Annotated in this window: 14 protein-coding genes; 10 read left to right on the top strand and 4 right to left on the bottom strand. The window is 69.2% G+C overall.

Translation table 11 applies throughout. The features are described 5' to 3' along the window. Positions 1 to 10: 10 nt before the first annotated feature. Together AC1RLW_RS07080 and AC1RLW_RS07075 are read right to left on the bottom strand one after the other, a co-directional pair. Entirely contained in the window at positions 11 to 1,015 is a 1,005-nt protein-coding gene (locus AC1RLW_RS07080; protein ID WP_354347678.1) for a Bug family tripartite tricarboxylate transporter substrate binding protein, read from the bottom strand. Continuing rightward, a complete protein-coding gene (locus AC1RLW_RS07075; protein WP_493192584.1) occupies positions 1,012 to 2,007 on the bottom strand; it encodes a Bug family tripartite tricarboxylate transporter substrate binding protein in 996 nt (331 codons plus the stop codon). Before AC1RLW_RS07075 ends, AC1RLW_RS07080 begins: the two co-directional genes overlap by 4 nt. Positions 2,008 to 2,173: 166 nt before the next feature. On the opposite strand from AC1RLW_RS07075, the gene AC1RLW_RS07070 reads away from it, so the two are divergent. The 7 genes from AC1RLW_RS07070 to AC1RLW_RS07040 all read left to right on the top strand — a co-directional run bounded on the left by AC1RLW_RS07070 (position 2,174) and on the right by AC1RLW_RS07040 (position 10,297). Next, entirely contained in the window at positions 2,174 to 3,628 is a 1,455-nt protein-coding gene (locus AC1RLW_RS07070; protein ID WP_493192583.1) for an FAD-dependent oxidoreductase, read from the top strand. Between the two features lie 90 nt (positions 3,629 to 3,718). Then, the gene (locus AC1RLW_RS07065; RefSeq protein WP_492735819.1) at positions 3,719 to 4,561 is read left to right on the top strand and encodes an IclR family transcriptional regulator; all 843 of its coding nucleotides are present in this window, start codon (positions 3,719 to 3,721) and stop codon (positions 4,559 to 4,561) included. A gap of 53 nt (positions 4,562 to 4,614) precedes the next feature. Continuing rightward, positions 4,615 to 5,910 (top strand): aconitase X, encoded by a 1,296-nt coding sequence (locus AC1RLW_RS07060; protein ID WP_493192582.1) that lies wholly within the window; start codon positions 4,615 to 4,617, stop codon positions 5,908 to 5,910. Continuing rightward, complete coding sequence (locus tag AC1RLW_RS07055) at positions 5,907 to 6,371, top strand: aconitase X swivel domain-containing protein (protein WP_493192581.1); 465 nt, start codon at positions 5,907 to 5,909, stop codon at positions 6,369 to 6,371. The genes AC1RLW_RS07060 and AC1RLW_RS07055 overlap by 4 nt, the downstream gene beginning before the upstream one ends. Further along, positions 6,368 to 8,068, top strand: a complete 1,701-nt coding sequence (ilvD, locus tag AC1RLW_RS07050; RefSeq protein ID WP_493192580.1) for a dihydroxy-acid dehydratase — start codon at positions 6,368 to 6,370, stop codon at positions 8,066 to 8,068. Before AC1RLW_RS07055 ends, ilvD begins: the two co-directional genes overlap by 4 nt. 124 nt (positions 8,069 to 8,192) lie before the next feature. Beyond that, positions 8,193 to 9,320 carry a porin gene (locus AC1RLW_RS07045; RefSeq protein ID WP_493192579.1) on the top strand — a complete coding sequence of 376 codons (1,128 nt, stop codon included), beginning with the start codon at positions 8,193 to 8,195 and terminating at the stop codon, positions 9,318 to 9,320. A gap of 14 nt (positions 9,321 to 9,334) precedes the next feature. Next, positions 9,335 to 10,297 carry a Bug family tripartite tricarboxylate transporter substrate binding protein gene (locus tag AC1RLW_RS07040; RefSeq protein WP_493192578.1) on the top strand — a complete coding sequence of 321 codons (963 nt, stop codon included), beginning with the start codon at positions 9,335 to 9,337 and terminating at the stop codon, positions 10,295 to 10,297. Here the strand turns inward: AC1RLW_RS07040 and AC1RLW_RS07035 are convergent. Then, on the bottom strand, positions 10,284 to 11,111 hold the full coding sequence (locus AC1RLW_RS07035) for an aldo/keto reductase (RefSeq protein WP_493192577.1): 828 nt from the start codon (positions 11,109 to 11,111) through the stop codon (positions 10,284 to 10,286). The two genes, AC1RLW_RS07040 and AC1RLW_RS07035, sit on opposite strands and share 14 nt — an antisense overlap. 170 nt (positions 11,112 to 11,281) lie before the next feature. After that, the gene (locus AC1RLW_RS07030; protein WP_493192576.1) at positions 11,282 to 12,418 is read right to left on the bottom strand and encodes an ABC transporter substrate-binding protein; all 1,137 of its coding nucleotides are present in this window, start codon (positions 12,416 to 12,418) and stop codon (positions 11,282 to 11,284) included. Between the two features lie 111 nt (positions 12,419 to 12,529). Between AC1RLW_RS07030 and imuA the strand changes: the two genes are divergently transcribed. From imuA to AC1RLW_RS07015, 3 genes are read left to right on the top strand one after another with little or no spacing between them, the layout of a single operon-like run. Beyond that, entirely contained in the window at positions 12,530 to 13,330 is an 801-nt protein-coding gene (gene imuA / locus AC1RLW_RS07025; RefSeq protein ID WP_493192575.1) for a translesion DNA synthesis-associated protein ImuA, read from the top strand. After that, positions 13,299 to 14,642 (top strand): Y-family DNA polymerase, encoded by a 1,344-nt coding sequence (locus AC1RLW_RS07020; protein ID WP_493192574.1) that lies wholly within the window; start codon positions 13,299 to 13,301, stop codon positions 14,640 to 14,642. The genes imuA and AC1RLW_RS07020 overlap by 32 nt, the downstream gene beginning before the upstream one ends. Continuing rightward, a complete protein-coding gene (locus tag AC1RLW_RS07015) occupies positions 14,635 to 17,985 on the top strand; it encodes an error-prone DNA polymerase (RefSeq protein ID WP_493192573.1) in 3,351 nt (1,116 codons plus the stop codon). The genes AC1RLW_RS07020 and AC1RLW_RS07015 overlap by 8 nt, the downstream gene beginning before the upstream one ends. The last annotated feature ends 32 nt before the right edge of the window (positions 17,986 to 18,017 follow it).

Raw genomic sequence — 18,017 nt, 5'->3', positions numbered from 1 at the left:
CCGCGACCCGTTACTGCTTCGTGAGGCCGAGCTTGCGGATCGTCTCGGCCCACTGGTCGTAGGTCGTGCGCGTCAGGTCGGCCAGCTGCTGCGGGGTCGACGATTCGGCCTCGTACGCACCCTGGCGGAAGAAGTCGCGCGTGGCCGGCATCGCCAGCACCTGCGCCAGTGCGGCGTTGAGCTTGGCGACCACCGGCGCCGGCATGCGCGCCGGGCCGTAGAAGCCGAGCCAGCTCGCCATGTCGACGCCGCTCACGCCTTGCTCGCTCATCGTGGGCACGTCGGGCAGCATCGCGCTGCGTTTGGGGGCCGCCACCGCGAGCATGCGCACCTTGCCGGTGGCCGTGTTCTGGATGGCGTTGGGCGCCGCGTCGAAGTAGTACTGCACGCGGCCCGCGAGGAAGTCCTTCGCCGCATCGGCGCCGCCCTTGTAGGGCACGTGCACCACGTCGAGCCCGGCCTGCCGCGCGAAGGCCTCGCCGTAGATGTGCGACGAGGTGCCGGTGCCGAACGAGGCGTAGCTCATCTTCCCCGGGTTGGCCTTGATGTACGCCACCAGCTCCTGCACATTGCGCGCCGGCACGCTCGCGTGCACCGTCAGCACCAGCGGGCCGCGCGCGCCGAGCGAGATCGGCGTGAGGTCCTTGAACGGGTCGTAGCGCACCTGTGCCAGCGTCTGCGGGTTCTGCGCGACCACGGAAGAGGGCGCGTACATGAAGGTGTAGCCGTCGGGCGCCGCGCGGATCACTTCCTCGGTCGCGAGGATGAAGCTCGCGCCCGGCCGGTTCTCCACGATGACCGGCGTCTGCAACACCTCGCCGAGCTTGTTGGCGACGAAGCGCGCCTGCGCGTCGGAGGCGCCGCCGGCCGCCAGGCCGAGCACGATGCGGATGCTGCGGCCCTTGACCGGAAAGTCCGCGGGCGAGGCGGCGAATGAAGACAGCGGCAGGGCGATCGCGCCCAGCGCAAGCCAGGCGGCCGCGCTGCGTCGGGTGATGAAAGAAGAAGGGCTCATTGCTTGGCCAAGCCTACCTGCTGCACCATCGCGCCCCAGCGCTCGTAGGTCGTGCGCGTGATGCCGGCAAATTCTTCCGGCGTCGTCGCACCGGCTTCGTAGCCGCCTGTGCGATAGAACTCGCGCACCTGCGGCATCGCCAGCACCTGCGTGAGCGCCGCGTTGAGCCTGGCCACCACCGGCGCCGGCATGCGCGCCGGCCCGTAGAAACCGAGCCAGCTCGGCAGGTCCAGCCCCGCGTAGCCTTGTTCGGCGAAGGTGGGCACGTCGGGCAGCGCCGGGATGCGCGCATTCGCCGCGATGGCCAGCACCTTCACCTTGCCCGTGGCCGAGGTGATGATGGCCGACGAAGCCGAGTCGAACATGTACTGCACGCGCCCGCCGATCAGGTCCTTGGCCGCGTCCGAGCCGCCCTTGTAGGGGATGTGCACCGCATCGACGCCGGTCTTCTTCACGAAGGCCTCGCCGTAGATGTGCGACGAGGTGCCCGCGCCGAACGAGGCGTAGCTCACCTTGCCGGGGTTCGCCTTCACGTAGGCCACGAGTTCCTTCACGTTGTGGGCCGGCACCGAGGTGCTGACCGACAGCACCAGCGGCCCGCGCCCGCCCATCGAGATGGCGGTGAAGTCCTTGAACGGGTCGTAGGGCACTTGCGCGAAGGTGTGCGGGTTCTGCGCCATCGTGGACGAGGGCGCGTACAGCAGCGTGTAGCCGTCGGGCAGTGCGCGCGACACCTCGTTGGCCGCGAGCATGGTGCTGGCGCCGGGCTTGTTGTCGACGATCACGCTGGTGCCCAGCACCTCGCCGAGCTTCTGCGCCACGATGCGCGCCTGCGCGTCGGTGCCGCCGCCGGCGGTGAAGCCCACGACGATGCGGATCGGTTTGTTGCGCGCCGGAAAGTCCTGCGCGAACGCGTGCGGCGCCAGGCCCAGCAAGGCCGCGGCGCCGAGCGCCGTGCCGAATGCACGGCGGGTGCCGTTGAGTTTCTTCATCGATGTCTCCGTTGGAATGTTCTCCTGATATTGATTTAGAAAATCATAAAAATCCATATTGACTAGGGAATACCCCGAACAAACGCCATTTTATGGCTTTTGCGTTTGACAAAATGAACATTGAAATCAAAATACGACGAAACAGCCCATCCAAGACACCCATCTCATGAAAACTGTCGTCCGCACCGACGAGCGCATCCTGTCCTCCGACATCTTCGACCGCGACAGCCGCGTCAAGCGGCCTGACCACGGCAGCTGGGCCGAGCCCGGCAAGAACATCCCGGTCTATCACCGCTGCGGCGTGCTGGTGGTCGGCGGCGGCCCGTCGGGCACCGCCGCAGCCGCTGCCGCCGCCCGCGCAGGCGCCGACGTGGCACTGCTCGAGCGCTACAACCACCTGGGTGGTTTGTCGACCGGTGGCCTCGTGATCTGGATCGATCGCATGACCGACTGGGAAGGCAAGCTGGTGATCCGCGGCTTTGCCGAAGAACTGTTCGACCGCCTGCCCGCCGACGCCATCGCCGGCCCGCAACGCGCGGACTGGGGCTCGCAAGACGTGGCCAAGGCCGCGCACTGGTCGCAGCGCACGGCCGCGTACCACGGCATCGTCACCTGGTCGCCCACCATCGACCCCGAGCGCCTGAAGCTGCTCTCGCAGGAGATCGTGCTGGAGCGCAAGGTCAAGCTCATCTACCACTCGTGGGCCGCCATTCCGATCGTGCAGGACGGCGCCGTCAAGGGCGTGGTCTTCGAGAGCAAGGAAGGCCGCATGGCCATCATGGCCGACGTGGTGGTGGACGCCACCGGCGACGGCGACCTGTTCGCCCGCGCCGGCGCCGCCTTCGTGAACGACATCGAAGAGGCCGACGTGCACCACTGCATGAACACCTCGTGGCTCTTCGGCGGCGTGGACATGAACCGCTGGATCGACTTCAAGGCCGGCCAGCCCGAGGCCTTCGCCGGCTTCATGGCGCGCGGACGCGAGCAGCTCGGCCTCTTCGAGCGGCCCTTCGTCTCGTGGCGCAACGATGTGGCGCTCTTCATGGGGCCGCGCCAATCGGGCTACTCGGCGCTCGACGTGGACGACCTCACGGCCGTGGAAGTGCGCTCGCACCGCGCCATGGCCGCGCACCTCGACTACTTCAAGGCGCACGCGCCCGGCTTCGAGGACGCCTACCTGATGCTGAGCGCGCCGCAGATCGGCGTGCGCCATGCGCGGCGCCTCACCGGCGTGGGCGCGGTGCTGCGCAGCCAGTGGCCCGACGGCGTGGCGCTGGCGGACGAGGTCGGCGTGACGCCCGCGGTGTCGCCGAAATTCCCGAACATCTCCATTCCCTATGGCGCGCTGGTGCCGCAGCAGCTCGATGGCCTCGTGGCGTGCGGGCGCCACATCTCGTGCGACCGCAACTCGCACGGCTTCATGCGCGAGATTCCGCAGTGCTGGATCACGGGCCAGGCCGCGGGCGTGGCGGCGGCGCTGGCGTCGCAGGGCGGCATCGCGCCGCGCTTCGTCGACACCGGCGCGCTGCAGTCCGCGCTGCTGGCGCAGGGCGTGTACCTGCGCACCGGGGGCGAAGCCGGGCAGGGCGCGGCCTCCGTCGCGGCCGAAGCCAGCGCCTGACCCGGCCTCTTTTTTGCCATGAACCCGGACGACCTCCTTTCGCGAGCCTCTACATTGCAGAGTCTTGCAAAGCGTTCAAAGGGTCCCTTCATGTCCACCGATAAAAACGACAGCTCTCTTTCCGCGGCCGATGCGTCCGAGTCGCGCGGCGAACGTTCCGACACCGTGAGCGCGCTGGAGCGCGGCATCTCGGTGCTGCGCTGCTTCAGCGAAGACCGCCCGGTGCTCGGCCACGCCGACGTCGCGCGCATCACCGGCATTCCGCGCCCCACGGTCAACCGGCTGGTCGCGACGCTGCTCTCGCTGGGCATGCTCAAGCCCGCGCAGGCGCCCGACCGCTTCATGCTCGGGCCGGGCGTGGTGTCGCTCTCGCGCGTGTTCCTCGGCAGCCTCGATGTGCGCGCCGCCGCGCGGCCCAGCATGCAGGCGATGGCGGAAGAGGTGGGCGCATCCGTCTACCTCGCGGTGCGCGACGGCATGGAGATGGTGCTGATCGAGGCCTGCCGCCCGCGCTCGTCGATGCTCTCGGCGCGGCTCGACGTGGGCTCGCGCGCGCCGCTGCCGAACTCGGCGCTCGGCCGCGCGTACCTCTCGGCGCTGCCCGATGCGCAGCGCAACCAACTGGTCGATTCGATGCGCCTCCTGCGCGGCCCCGAGTGGGACGGCATCGCCGCGCCCATGACGCGCGCCATCGGCGAAGCCAAGCGGCTGGGCTACTGCCTCTCGCTCGGCGAATTCCACCGCGAGATCAACTCGGTGTCGGTGCCGCTCATCGGCCCCGACGGCGAGGTGATGGCGCTCAACGGCGGCGGCGCCGCCTTCGTGTTCACCGAAGACAGATTGCGCAACGAACTCGCACCGCGCCTGCACGACATCGCGCTCACCATTGCGCGCGACATCGGCGGGCATGTGCCCACGCCCTTGCCGGGTTAGCAGCCCGGCCGGGGTTCGATCCCCCACGACATAGAAGAACGGAGACACAGGTCATGCACCTGAGCGATGAAGAAAAAGCCATGTACGACGGCCGCGACGGACCGGCCGTTCAGAAGGCGATGGACCTGCTGATGCGCTATGGCGAAGCCCTCGGCGCCGAGCGACTGGTCGAGACGCGCAACGTCTGCGCCACCATCACCTCGACCACGCCCTTCCAGCGCGACTTCGCGCTTGCCAAGGGCGGCGGCATGGACGCGGTGTTCTCCGAATTCAGCCTCGACAGCCAGGAGACGGTCGAGATCCCGAAGTTCAAGGTCTTCACAAGCCACCTGCAGCTGGGCTTCGATCCCGGCCAGCCCGAGCGCATGGGCGTGAGCGAGGAGATCGTCCAGTTCTACAACAAGAGCGAGCGCCATGCGGCCGGCCTCGGCGCGCAGATCATGAACACCTGCACGCCCTACCAGGTGGGCAACATCCCGACGCGCGGCGAGCACTGCGCGTGGATGGAGTCGTCGGCGGTGGTGTATTGCAACTCGGTGCTCGGCGCGCGCACCAACACCGAGGGCCGCGAGAGCACGGGCGCGGCGATGCTCACCGGGCGCATTCCGTACTGGGGCTACCACCTCGAGGAGAACCGCCGCGCGACGCATGTGATCGAGCTCGACATCGAGGTCGAGTCGGTGCAGGACTGGGGCCTGCTCGGCTACTACATCGGCGAGCACGTGCAGGAGCGCGTGCCGGTGGTGCACAGCCGGCGCGGCATCGGCCGCGTGCCGAATTTGCCGCGGCTCAAGCACTTCGGCGCGGCCGCCTCGTCCTCGGGCGGCGTGGAGATGTACCACATCGCCGGCGTCACGCCCGAGGCGCTGACGCTGGAACAGGCGCTCGGCGGCAAGGCGCCCATCGAGGTGCTGCGCTACGGCGAGGCCGAGCGCCGTGCGACCTACGAGAAGATCAACGTGACGGGCAAGGACAGCGAGGTCCAGTACGTGATGCTCGGCTGCCCGCACTACACCATCGAGCAGATCTGGGAGGCCGCGCAGCTCATCGAAGGGCGCAAGGTGCACCCCGACTGCGAGCTGTGGATCTTCACGCCGCGCGCCATCAAGTCCCTGGCCGACCGCAACGGCTACACCAAGATCATCGAAGACGCGGGCGGCATCCTCATGACCGACAGCTGCTCGGCCATGAGCCGCGCCGTGCCCAAGGGCACGAAGACCGTGGCACTCGATTCGGCCAAGCAGGCCCACTACCTGCCCGCCATCCTCGGCGTGCAGGCGTGGTTCGGCAGCACGGCCGAATGCGTCGATGCGGCCTGCACCGGTCGGTGGAACGGAGGCTACGCATGAGCGCCGCAGTCATGACCGAAGAAAAGACCCTCGTGATCCGCGGACGCAAGGTGGTCGGCGGCGTTGCGGAAGGCGAGGCGCTGGTCACGCGCTACCGCATCTCGGGCTGGGGCGGCATCGACCCGCGCACCGGCACCGTCATCGAGACGCGGCACGAACTGCGCGGCCAGAGCTTCGCGGGCAAGGTGCTGGTGTTCCCGGGCGCCAAGGGCTCGTCGGGCTGGTCCGCGATGTTCCACATGACGCGGCTCATGAACTCCGCGCCCGCGGCGTTCCTGTTCAACGAGATGACGACCAAGATGGCGCTCGGCGCCGTGGTGACGCACTCGCCCTCGATGACGGACTTCGAGCGCGACCCGCTCGCATGCATCGAGACCGGCGACTGGGTGCGCGTGGACGCCGACCGCGGCGTGATCGAGATCACCAAGAAGAACAACGACAAAACCGGAGACCGTTCATGACCCGCCCCCTGCGCAGCAACTTCCCGCGCGGCTCCTACCTCTGGTCGGTGCGCAATGCGCACTGGCGCGCGCTCGGCATCCCCGAAGAGGATTGCGAGAAGCCCAAGATCGCCATCGTCAACAGCTCCTCGGAGCTGGCCGCGTGCTTCAGCCACCTCGACAAGGTGGCGGCGGAGATCAAGGCAGCGATCCGCGCGGCGGGCGGCGTGCCGTTCGAAATCCGCACCGCGGCGCCCAGCGACTTCATCACCGGCGCGGGCGCACGCGGCGCCTACATGCTCGGCGCGCGCGACCTCGTGACCAACGACATCGAAGTCGCGGTCGAAGGCGCGCAGCTCGACGGCATGGTCTGCCTCACCTCGTGCGACAAGACGGTGCCGGGGCAGCTCATGGCGGCCGCGCGGCTCAACATTCCGACATTGCTCGTGCCGTGCGGCTACCAGCCGAGCGGCGAGTACCGCGGCAAGCACATGGACATCGAGGAGGTGTTCATCGGCGCGATGCACGCGGTCACCGGCCACCTGCCCGTGGAAGAACTCGTGGGCATGAGCCGCGAGGCGATCCGCGGGCCGGGCGTGTGCTCGGGCCTGGGCACGGCGAACTCGATGCACATCGTGTGCGAGGCGCTCGGCATGGCCTTGCCCGGCAGCGCGCCCGTCGCCGCGCTGAGCCCGAAGATGATGGACGACGTGCGCGCGGCCGGCACGCGCATCGTGCAGATGGTGCTGGACGACCTGAAGCCGCGCGACATCCTCTCGGCCGGCGCCTTCGCCAACGCGGTGCGCGCGGTGCTCTCCGTCGGCGGCTCGCTCAACACGGCCAAGCACCTGCAGGCGATATCGACCGAAGGCGAGTGCGGCGTCGACGTGTACGGCCTCTTCGAAAACCTCGGCCCCACGACGCCGGTGCTGGCCGGCGTGCGGCCCATCGGCGAGCATTCGATCGAGGCCTTCGAGGCGGCGGGCGGTTGCCGTGCGCTGATGAAGCAGCTCGCGCCCTTGCTCGACACGGGTGCGCTCACGGTGACCGGTGGCACCGTCGCAGACAACCTGCGCCACGCCGAAGTGAGGGACGCCGAGGTGATCCGCCCCATCGACCGCCCGGTCGCGCCGCTGCCGGCCATCGTGCTGTTGCGCGGCAACCTCGCGCCCGAGTCGGGCCTCATCAAGACCGGCATCGCCGAGCGCAAGGTGCGGCGCTTCACCGGGCCGGCCGTGTGCTTCTGGACTTCGGACGCCGCCATCGCCGCGATCAAGAACCACGAGATCGTGCCCGGCCAGGTGGTCGTGATGCGCGGTGCCGGCGCGTGCGGCGGACCGGCCATGGGAGGTGGCGCATCGCGCGTGGTCTTCGCGGTCGATGGCGCGGGGCTCGGCGACCAGGTCGCGCTGCTGACCGACGGGCATCTCTCGGGCCTGGTCTGCAAGGGGCTCGTGGTGGCCGAGGTGTCGCCGGAGGCGGCACTGGGCGGGCCGCTCGGGCTGGTGCGCGATGGCGACGTGATCACCATCGACCTGGACGCGCGCCGCCTCGACATCGCATTGACCGACGCCGAACTCGCCGCGCGCCGCGCCGACTGGCAGGCGCCGCCGCCGGCCTTCGACACCGGCTGGCTGCAGCAGTACCGGCGCAACGTGAGTCCGCTGTCCAAGGGCGCCGTGCTCGTGCGCACGGAGCGGCCGCAACCCGCCAGCTAGACCTTTTTTCCCGGCCTTCGCCAACCGGTCGCACCCCCGTGCGCACCCGGTGGCGCAGCCCTGCGCGCCATTCCCGAGTGATTCCAGAGTTTTCAACCCAAAAAAGAGCAGGAGACAAGAAACCATGAAGAGACTTTTGATGTGGTCGGCCATTGGCCTGGCCAGCAGCGGCGCGGCGCACGCGCAATCCAGCGTCACCGTGTTCGGCGTGATGGACCTCGGCGTCCAGTACACGAAAGGCGAGGGCGGCGGCTCGATCAAGGCGCTGTCGAACGGCGGCCTGTCGACCAGCCGCATCGGCTTTCGCGGCACCGAAGACCTGGGCGGAGGCCTGCGCGCGGGCTTCTGGCTCGAAGGCAGCCTGAACCCCGACCTGGGCACCGGCCGGCCGAGCAACACCAACAACCAGACGAGCGGGGCGGGCCCGGCGGGACCGATCACCTTCGACCGCATGTCCTTCGTGAGCCTGTCGCACGATTCGCTGGGCGAGGTGCGGCTGGGCCACGACTTCATTCCCACGCACTACAACAGCATCTACTTCGACCCCTTCAACGCCAACGGCGTGGCGCGCGCGGGCAACCTCACCTTCGCGGGCGCGGGCACCGGGCCGCTGCCCACGGCCATCACCGGCAGCAACACGGTGAGCTACTGGCTGCCGGCCAAGCTGGGCGGCTTCTACGGCATGGCGATGATCGGCACCGGCGAGAACAACTCGACCGCGCCGAACCGCGACGACGGCAACTTCGGCGGCGCGCGCTTCGGTTTCGCCTCGGGCGCGTTCGACATCGCGGCGGCGGTGACGCGCTCGCACTTCAACGCCACCTCCACCATCGGCAACTACACGCACGCCAACATCGGCGGCTCGTGGGACGCGGGCTTCGCGAAGTTCTTCGCGCTCTACAACAAGGTGACGGTGAAGCTCGCGGCCGGCACGGTGCGCAAGAACACCGTCGAGATCGGCGCGCACATCCCGGCCTTCGAGGTCGGGCGCATCCGCGTGAGCTACGCCTACCTGGACGACCGCAGCGACGAGAGCCTGCGCAACGCCAACGGCATGCCGCGCAACCGCGACGATGCGCGCCAGTTCGGCATCGGCTACGTGCACAACCTCTCCCGGCGCACCGCGCTCTACGGCACCTACGCACGGCTGATGAACAGCGGGCAGGCGCGCTATGTGGTGAGCGGCGGTGTGGCGCCGGCGGGCGGAATGCGCTCGTCGGGCTGGGAGTTCGGCGTGCGGCACCTCTTCTGAACAAGGAGGCTTTCATGCGACGCAGAACCTTGACTCTCGCGGCCCTCGCCTCCACGGCACTGTCCGGCGCGGCGGCCTGGAGCGCCGACGCGTACCCGAACAAGCCGCTGAAGCTGATCGTCGGCTTCGCCGCGGGCGGCGGCGCCGACTCGCTCACGCGGATCATTGCGGAGGGGCTGTCGAAGCAGCTCGGCCAGCAGGTGATCGTGGAGAACCGACCCGGCGCCGACGGCGTGCTCGCGGCCCAGGCCACCTCGTCGGCCAAGCCCGACGGCTACACGCTGCTGATGGGCACCAACACCGCGATGGTCGCCGCGCCCACGCTGCGGCCGACCTCGCCCTACGACCCGTTCAAGGCCTTCACGCCGATCAGCTCGGCGGGGCAGTTCTCGATGTTCCTCGTGGTGCCATCGAGCCTGCCGGTGAAAAGCGTGAACGAGCTGCTGGCGCTCGTGGCGTCGAAGCCCGGCGCGCTCAATTCGGCTTCGAGCAACAGCGCCTCGGAACTCGCGATGCTGCAGTTGCTGGGCGAGCGCAAGGTGGTCAACGCACGCTACAAGGGCGACATGCAGGCCATGACCGACCTGCTGGGCGGGCAGATCCAGATGATGTTCACCACCGGCACGCTGGCGCCGGGCTTCGTGAAGGAGGGGCGCATCCGCGCGCTGGTCACGCTGCTGCCGCAGCGCAGCGGCTTGCTGCCCGATGTGCCGACGGGCGGCGAGCTGGGGCTGGGCAAGCTCACGATCACGCCCTGGGCCGGCTTCTTCGGGCCGCCGGGGCTGCCGAAGGAGATCACCGACAGGCTCTCGCTGGAGTTGCAGAACACCCTCAAGCGGCCCGACGTGCATGCGCAACTGGTGCAGCAGGGCTTCGAGGGCTACGGCATGAGCCCCGCGAAGTTCGCCGAGTTCTTCCGCACGCAGTACGACGCCTTCGGCGCGACGGTGCGGGAGCACAACGTCAAGTTCGAATAGAAGAGGCCTCGCGGCGCCAGAAGGCGGCATCGGGGAAGGTGCCGGCGCCGGCCGCGGCGTTGTCCGTCATGTGCTCCGCGCGGCTTGTGCCCGGGATCGTGCAGGTCACGGCCGGATGGCTCAGCACGAACTTCAGCAGCACCTGCGCCCAACTCGTGCAGCCGATCTCGCCGGCCCAGGCGGGCAGCGGCTTGTCGCGCAGGCGCCGCAGCAGGCCACCGCCGCCGAAGGGCATGTTGACGATCACCGCCACGCCGCGCTCGGCCGCGAGCGGCAGCAGGCGCTGTTCGGCATCGCGCGCATCGAGCGAGTAGTTGATCTGCAGGAAGTCGAGCGTCTCGGCGCGCAACACCGCTTCGACCTCGTCGTAGGCCGAGGCGGTGTAGTGCGTGATGCCGATGTAGCGCACGCGGCCCTTGTCCTTCCAGCCGCGCAGCGTGGCGAGGTGGGTGCGCCAGTCGACGAGGTTGTGCACCTGCATCAGGTCGATCTCTTTCGTGCGCAGCCGCGCGAACGACTGCTCCATCTGCGCGATGCCGGCTTCGCGGCCCGAGGTCCAGACCTTGGTGGCGAGGAAGGGTTTGGCGCCCGGCTTCGCGGCGGCCAGCAGTTCGCCGGTGGTTTCCTCGGAGCGGCCGTACATCGGCGAACTGTCGATCACCGTGCCGCCGGCCGCGAAGAGCGCGTCGAGCACACCGGGCAGGCGCTGGTACTCGTCGCTGCCGGGGCGCTGGTCGAAGCCGATCCAGGTGCCGCAGCCGACGACCGGCAGGGCTTCCTTCGTGGAGGGAATGGGGCGGGTGGTCATCTGCATCGCGGGCCTGCGGGGTGGCTGCTGGGCGAAGGAGGGGAGCGCGGCACCTGCGCACAGGGCTGCGCCGAGGCGGAGCAACCGGGCGCGCGTGAGGGCGTAAGGGTGTGCGTTCGTGAGGGGCGTCGTCACGAACGAAATTCTGCGCCCGCCATGCCGGCGGGCGGAAGGGCTCAGCGCAGGTAGCGCCCGTCGGCCTTGAGCATCGACAGCTCCGAGAAGGTCAGCCCGCGGTGCTCGCCGGGCCGGTACGACACGGCGATGCCGCCGAGGTCCAGCGTCTTGAACGACTCCAGGCCCTTCTGCAGCGACTCGGGCGTGGGGTTGGCGCCCGCGCGCTTCAGGCCTTCGACCATGACCTTGGCCGTGACGTAGCCCTCCAGGCTCGCGTAGCTGAACTCGGTCATGCCGATCTTCTTCATCGCCGCCTGGTACTCGGCAATCACCGGCATCGCGCTGTTCCACGGGTAGGGCACGACCTGCGAGATGACCACGCCGGCCGCGTCCTTCTTGATGTCCTGGAACAGCTTCTGTCCGTTCAGGAACGAGAACGAATAGAACGCCGTCTCGCCGCCGGTCGCGCGGTAGGCCGCGATGAACTTCGCCGCCACGTCGTTGGTGGCCGACAGCACCACGGCCTTGGGCTTGAGCTTGGCCAGCTCGGCGGCGCGCTCGGCCGCGTCGGAGCCGTCGTTCTTGATGGCGACGCTGCCGACCATCTTGTCGCCGCGTTCGGCAATGAACTTCTGCGTGCTCTCCATCGCCGAGCGCGCGCCGGGGTTGTCGTTGTGCGCGAAGGCGATGCGCGACAGGCCGATGGTGAACAGGTGGTTCACGATGCGGCTGTACTCCTCGTCGAAGCTGATGCGCACCGGAAAGCCGAACTCGCTGAACTTCACCACCGGGCCCGCGCCCGTGTACGGGCCGACGACGGGAATCTTCAGCTCGTTGGCCGCCTTCAGCGCGCCGACCGCCGACGAGGTGCCGATGGGCATCAGCACGCCCACGGCGCCGTCGCGCGCGAAGGTCTTGACGTTCTCGGCGCCCTTGGCGGGGTCGTAGGCGTCGTCGAGCTGGCGCAGCTCGACCGGCCGGCCGTTGACGCCGCCGCTCGCGTTCAGCGCGGTGAACATGGCACGGATGCCCACCAGCGGCTCGGTCGACAGCGACGCGAGCGGGCCGGTCTGCACGTAGGTCTGGCCGATCAGGAGCGGCTTGGCGGGCTGGGCCGAGGCGGGCGCCACCGCACAGACGAGGGTGGCGAGCGCGGCGAGGGCCAGAAGCCGCAGGTGAATCTTTTTGTGTCTCATGGTCACTAATTGTTAATAAACCGATCTTAAGGCGCGGGCCTTCGCAGGTAAATCGATCGCTGGTTGCGACCCGGGAAATACTGTATAAAAATACAGTTAACAACTGCAATCATGGGCCTTCCTTTCCTCGACTCCTTTTCCACCGCCGCGGGCCGCGGCGTCTGGCACGCCGACGAACTAGGCCTGGCCGACGCGCAGGTCGTGGCCACCGGGCATGCCGCGCTCGACGCCGAGCTGCCCGGCGGCGGCTGGCCCGTGGGCGCGATGACGGAGCTGCTGCAGGCCACGCCCGAGGCCCATGTCTGGCGCCTGCTGCTGCCCGCGCTGGCGCAGGCCGTGGAGGCGCGCGGCGGGCCGGTGGTGCTGGTCGGCGCGCCCTACGAGCCCTGCGGCACCGCGCTGGCGGCGCAGGGGCTGCCGGTGGAGGCGCTGATGTGCGTGCGCAGCGACGCTCCGGCCGCGCGGCTGTGGGCCTGCGAGCAGGCGCTGCGCTGCGCCGAGATCGCTGCCGTCGTCGCCTGGCTGCCGCAGGCCCGCGTGGGCGAGTTGCGGCGGCTGCAGCTGGCCGCCGCGCAGCACGAGGTGCTGCTGTTCGTGTGCCGGCCCGAGTCGGTGGCGCTGTCGGCTTCGCCCGCGCGCCTGCGCCTGCGTGCCGAGCGCTGCCAGGACGACCCGGCGCAGATCGCGTTGCACCTGCTCAAGCGCCGGGGGCCGCCGCTGGCCGCGCCGGTGCGGGTGCCGGCGCGCAACGCCCGCATGAGCGCGCTGCTGGCCGCCGCCCGCGTGCGACGCCAGCTGCGCCTGCAGCCGCCCGTGGCGCCGGCCGCCGCCGCGCCGTCGGCCACGGTGGTGCGCATCGACGCGTGGAAAGGAGGCCCGGATGCACTGGATCGCCTTGCAGTGGTCGTCTGAAACCGAGGAAGCCGACGCCCCCGACATGCCTCCGCCCGAGGCCCTGGGCTGGTGGGCGCTGCAGTTCACGCCGCACGTCGCCTGGCAGGACGAGGCGCTGATGCTCGAGGTCTCGGCCTGCGAGCGCCTGTGGGGCGGTCGCGCGCCGCTGATGCGCCAGCTGCTGGCCCTCAACCCCGCATCCGACGCGCGCATGCGCGGCGCGCAGGGCGCCACCAGCCTGATCGCGCTGGCGCGGCTGCGCCTGTTCGCGCGCAACGAGCACCGGCCCGCCGAGGTGCCGGCCGGCCTGCCGCTGGACACGCTGACGGCCGCGCAGGGTCACCTCGACCTGCTCGCGCGCCTGGGCTGCCGCACCTGGGGCGATGTGGCCGCCTTGCCGCGTGGCGGCCTCACGCGGCGCTTCGGCACCGGGCTGCGCGAGGCGCTCGACATTGCCTGGGGCCTGCGCCCCGAAAGCCACGCCTGGCTCACGCTGCCCGACGTGTTCGAGCAGAAGCTCGAACTGCCCGCGCTGGCCGAGACCGGGCCCGAACTCATGTGGTCGGCCAACCGCCTGCTGTCGGCGCTACAGATCTGGCTGCGCGCCCGCCAGCGCGGTGCGCGTGCGCTCGAGCTGCAATGGACGCTCGACCTGCGGCGCCTCAACGGCGTGACCCTGCCGCCGCACCAGCAGCTCACCGTGCGCACGGCAGAGCCCACGCAGGACATGGCGCACCTGCGCCGCCTGCTGTCCGAAAAACTCGCGCTCACCACGCTGGCCGCGCCCGCGAGCTGGCTGAAGCTGCGCACGCTCGAAACCGATCCGCTGGCCGGCGCCAGCACCAGCTTCCTGCCGGAAGACAACCGCAAGGGCGACAAGCTGCACGAGATGGTCGAACGGCTCAGCGTGCGGCTCGGTGCCGACCAGGTGGTGGTACCGCTCGCGCAGGCCGACCACCGGCCCGAGCGCCAGCAGCGGTGGCGGCCCGCGCTGCAAAAAGAGAAAACGCCTGCACCCGACAAGGCCCGCAAGGACGCCGCCTCGCAGCCCGATGCGATCTACCCGCCCTGGCTGCTGCCCGAGCCCTTGCGGCTCGAGATGGACGGCGAGCGCCCGTGCTACTGCGGGCCGCTGCGCAAGCTGGTCGGGCCGCAGCGCGTGGAGGCCGGCTGGTGGGGCGGTGAAGAAGACGGCGGCCAGCCCGCGATGCGCGACTACTACGTGGCCGAAAGCCCCGAGGCCGGCCTGGTGTGGATCTTTCGCGAGCGGCCCGCCACGCGCTTTTCGTCGGGCGAGGTGCGCTGGTACCTGCAAGGCTTCTATGCCTGACTTGAGCGGTAAAGAAGAGCGCAAGCGCCAGCCCGCCAAGGTGCATGTGCTGCCGCAGCGGCTGCGCCCGGCGCCGGGCCTGCCCGGCTATGCCGAGCTGCACTGCCTCACGAACTTCAGCTTCCAGCGCGGCGCCTCGACGCCCGAAGAGGTGGTCGAGCGCGCCTACCACCTCGACTATGCGGCGCTGGCCATCACCGACGAATGCTCGGTGGCCGGCATCGTGCGCGCGCATGTCGCGTTGCGCGATCTGCCCGTCAAGCTGGACACCTACGAGCGCGAGCACCCGGACGAACCGCCGATCCCGCGCCACCCCGAATTCCGCCTGCTGTTCGGCAGCGAGTTCCGCTTCGAGCGCTTCAAGCTCGTGGTGATCGCGAACGACACCGAGGGCTGGGGCAACCTCTGCGAGTTCATCACCGCCGCGCGCAACACCGAGCTGCCCAAGGGCGAGTACCGCGTCGATTGGGACACGAGCGACGTCGCCTCGCTGCAGCGCTGCCAGATTCTTTTCGTGCCGCACCGGCCGCCGGGCGGCATGCCGGATGCGGCCACCGTGCAGGACGACCTGGCCGCCGCCAGGGCGCTGTACGGCGACAACCTCTGGCTGGCCGTGGAACTGTTCAACGAACTCGACGACGACCTCTGGCTCGTCACGCTGATGCAGGCGGGCGAGCAGGCCGGCGTGCCGCTGGTCGCGGCCGGCGACGTGCACATGCACGCGCGCGGGCGCAAGCCGCTGCACGACGTGCTCACAGCGGTGCGCGAAGGCCGCACGGTGGCCGAGTGCGGCTTCGCGCTGCAGTCGAACGCCGAGCGGCACCTGCGCCAGCGGGTGCGACTGGCCGAGCTGTACCTGCCCGCGATGCTGGCGAACACGCTGGCGGTGGCGCAGCGGTGCCGCTTCGATCCCGAGGTGATCCGCGAGACCTACAAGTACCCGCTGGAAACGCTGGGCAGCAACGAGACGGCGACGCAGACGCTGGCGCGCAAGACGTGGGAAGGGGCGCAAAGGCGCTACCCGAACGGGATTCCTGATGGCGTGCGGGTCCAGGTGCAGAAAGAGCTGGACCTGATCAGGGAGCTTGAATACGAGATGTTCTTCCTCACCGTAGAGAACATCGTCCGCTTTGCGCGCTCACAGAAAATTCTTTGCCAGGGTCGCGGGTCATCGGCCAATTCCGCTGTCTGCTATTGCCTCGAAATCACCGCAATCGACCCCGAAAAAGGCCACCTGCTGTTCGAGCGCTTCCTGAGCCGCCATCGCAAGGAACCGCCCGACATCGACGTCGACTTCGAGCACCAGCGGCGCGAAGAAGTCATCCAGTACATCTACGAAAAGTACGGCCGCGAGCGCGCCGCCATCGCTGCCGTCGTCATCTGCTACCGCTCGCGCAGCGCCTTGCGCGACGTCGGCAAGGCCATCGGCATCGACGAGCGGCTGGTCGACGAGTTCGCCAAGGACCACTACTGGTTCGACGACACCGTGCTCGGCGAACAGCTCGACAAGGCCGCCGAGCGCGTCGGCGTGAAGGAAGACCGGCTCAAGCTGATGCAGTGGATCGAGCACACGCAAAAGCTCAAGGGCTTTCCACGTCACCTGAGCCAGCACGTCGGCGGCTTCGTGCTCACGCACACCAGGCTCACGCGGCTGGTGCCGGTCGAGAAGGCGTCGATGAAAGACCGCTCCGTCATCCAGTGGGAAAAAGACGACCTCGAAGCCATGGGCATGCTGAAGGTCGACGTGCTCGCGCTGGGCATGCTCAGCGCCATCCGCCGCGGGCTCGACCACATGAACCGCTGGCGGGGCTCGATGGTGCAGATGCACCACATCCCCAACGACGACCAGAACGTGTTCGACATGATCTGCGACGCCGACACCATCGGCGTGTTCCAGATCGAGAGCCGGGCGCAGATGTCGATGCTGCCGCGCCTGAAGCCGCGCACCTATGAAGACCTGGTGATCGAGGTGGCGATCGTGCGGCCCGGGCCCATTCAGGGTGGCATGGTGCATCCGTACCTCAAGCAGCGCGAGCGGGTGCGCAAGGGCTTGCCGATCCTCTACGAAAAAGAGGAACTGAAGCCGGCGCTGGAACGCACGCTGGGCATTCCGATCTTCCAGGAGCAGGTGATGCAGATCGCCATGATCGCGGCGAAGTTCAGCGCAGACGAAGCCGATCAGTTGCGTCGTGCCATGGCCGCGTGGAAGCGCAAGGGCGGTCTCGACAAGTTTCACGCGAAGCTCGTGGATGGGATGGTGGAAAACAAGTACCCGAAGGAGTTCGCCGAAGCCATCTTCAAGCAGATCCTCGGCTTCGGCGACTACGGCTTCCCCGAAAGCCACGCCGCGAGCTTTGCGCTGCTGGTCACCATCAGCAGCTGGCTCAAGAACTACGAACCCGCCTGCTTCCTCGCCGCCTTGCTCGACTCGCAGCCGATGGGCTTCTACAACCCCTCGCAGCTGGTGCAGGACGCGCGCCGCCATGGGGTCGAGGTGCGGCCGGTCGACGTCACATGCAGCGAGATCGACACCACGCTCGAGGCCCGCGCACCCGATGCGCCGCGCATGCCGCCAGGCACCGACACGCGCTACGCCGAGCGCCTGGGCAACGAGAACCAGCCGGCGGTGCGGCTGGGCCTGAACCGGGTCCTGAGCCTCAGCGACGCCGGCGCCAGACGTTTGCTCGCAGCGCGCGCGCAAGCGCCTTTCACCAGCACCGAAGACCTGGCCCTGCGCGCCGAACTCGAAGGCAAGGACATGGCCGCGCTCGCCGCGGCCGATGCGCTGATGTCGCTCTCGGGCCATCGCCGCCAGCAGGTGTGGGACGCCACGGCGCAGCATCGCTCGTCGGCCCTGCTCAAGGGCGTGCCGATCCACGAACAGGCGCTGCTGCTGCCCGCCGCGCCCGAGGGCGAAGAGATCGTCGGCGACTACGCGGCGCTGGGCCTCACGCTGCGCCGCCATCCGCTCGCGCTGCTGCGCCCGCGCCTGGCGCGCATGCGGCTCCTGAGCGCGGTGGAGCTGCGCACCGCACGCAGCGGCCAGACCGTGCGCGCCTGCGGCATCGTCAAGGGTCGGCAGCGGCCCGGCACCGCCAACGGCACCATCTTCGTCACGCTGGAGGACGAGACCGGCAACGTCAACGTGATCGTGTGGAGCCACGTCATCGAGGCCTGGCGCGAGCCGCTGCTCAAGTCGCACCTGCTCGCGGTGCAGGGCACCTGGCAGCGCGACGATGACAGCGGCGGCAAGGTGCAGCACCTGATCGCCACCGGCTTCAAGGACCTCACGCCGCTGCTGGGCCGGCTGGCGCAGAGCAACACCAGCCGCGACTTCCACTGAGGCATTGCGAATGCAACCGATCGTTCCATGCC

Source organism: Variovorax sp. GW822-FHT04A09 (assembly GCF_058801005.1).
Note: the sequence above shows the minus strand (reverse complement) of the source record. Positions and strands in the feature narration are given on the sequence as shown.

What these genes read in the sequence shown, in the direction of transcription:
- AC1RLW_RS07040 (WP_493192578.1), top strand. Translation starts at nt 9,335, where the DNA reads ATGCGACGCAGAACCTTGACTCTCGCGGCCCTCGCCTCCACGGCACTG.
- AC1RLW_RS07065 (WP_492735819.1), top strand. Translation starts at nt 3,719, where the DNA reads ATGTCCACCGATAAAAACGACAGCTCTCTTTCCGCGGCCGATGCGTCC.
- AC1RLW_RS07015 (WP_493192573.1), top strand. Translation starts at nt 14,635, where the DNA reads ATGCCTGACTTGAGCGGTAAAGAAGAGCGCAAGCGCCAGCCCGCCAAG.
- AC1RLW_RS07020 (WP_493192574.1), top strand. Translation starts at nt 13,299, where the DNA reads ATGCACTGGATCGCCTTGCAGTGGTCGTCTGAAACCGAGGAAGCCGAC.
- AC1RLW_RS07070 (WP_493192583.1), top strand. Translation starts at nt 2,174, where the DNA reads ATGAAAACTGTCGTCCGCACCGACGAGCGCATCCTGTCCTCCGACATC.
- AC1RLW_RS07030 (WP_493192576.1), bottom strand. Translation starts at nt 12,418, where the DNA reads ATGAGACACAAAAAGATTCACCTGCGGCTTCTGGCCCTCGCCGCGCTC.
- AC1RLW_RS07045 (WP_493192579.1), top strand. Translation starts at nt 8,193, where the DNA reads ATGAAGAGACTTTTGATGTGGTCGGCCATTGGCCTGGCCAGCAGCGGC.
- AC1RLW_RS07075 (WP_493192584.1), bottom strand. Translation starts at nt 2,007, where the DNA reads ATGAAGAAACTCAACGGCACCCGCCGTGCATTCGGCACGGCGCTCGGC.
- AC1RLW_RS07035 (WP_493192577.1), bottom strand. Translation starts at nt 11,111, where the DNA reads ATGCAGATGACCACCCGCCCCATTCCCTCCACGAAGGAAGCCCTGCCG.
- ilvD (WP_493192580.1), top strand. Translation starts at nt 6,368, where the DNA reads ATGACCCGCCCCCTGCGCAGCAACTTCCCGCGCGGCTCCTACCTCTGG.
- AC1RLW_RS07080 (WP_354347678.1), bottom strand. Translation starts at nt 1,015, where the DNA reads ATGAGCCCTTCTTCTTTCATCACCCGACGCAGCGCGGCCGCCTGGCTT.
- imuA (WP_493192575.1), top strand. Translation starts at nt 12,530, where the DNA reads ATGGGCCTTCCTTTCCTCGACTCCTTTTCCACCGCCGCGGGCCGCGGC.
- AC1RLW_RS07055 (WP_493192581.1), top strand. Translation starts at nt 5,907, where the DNA reads ATGAGCGCCGCAGTCATGACCGAAGAAAAGACCCTCGTGATCCGCGGA.
- AC1RLW_RS07060 (WP_493192582.1), top strand. Translation starts at nt 4,615, where the DNA reads ATGCACCTGAGCGATGAAGAAAAAGCCATGTACGACGGCCGCGACGGA.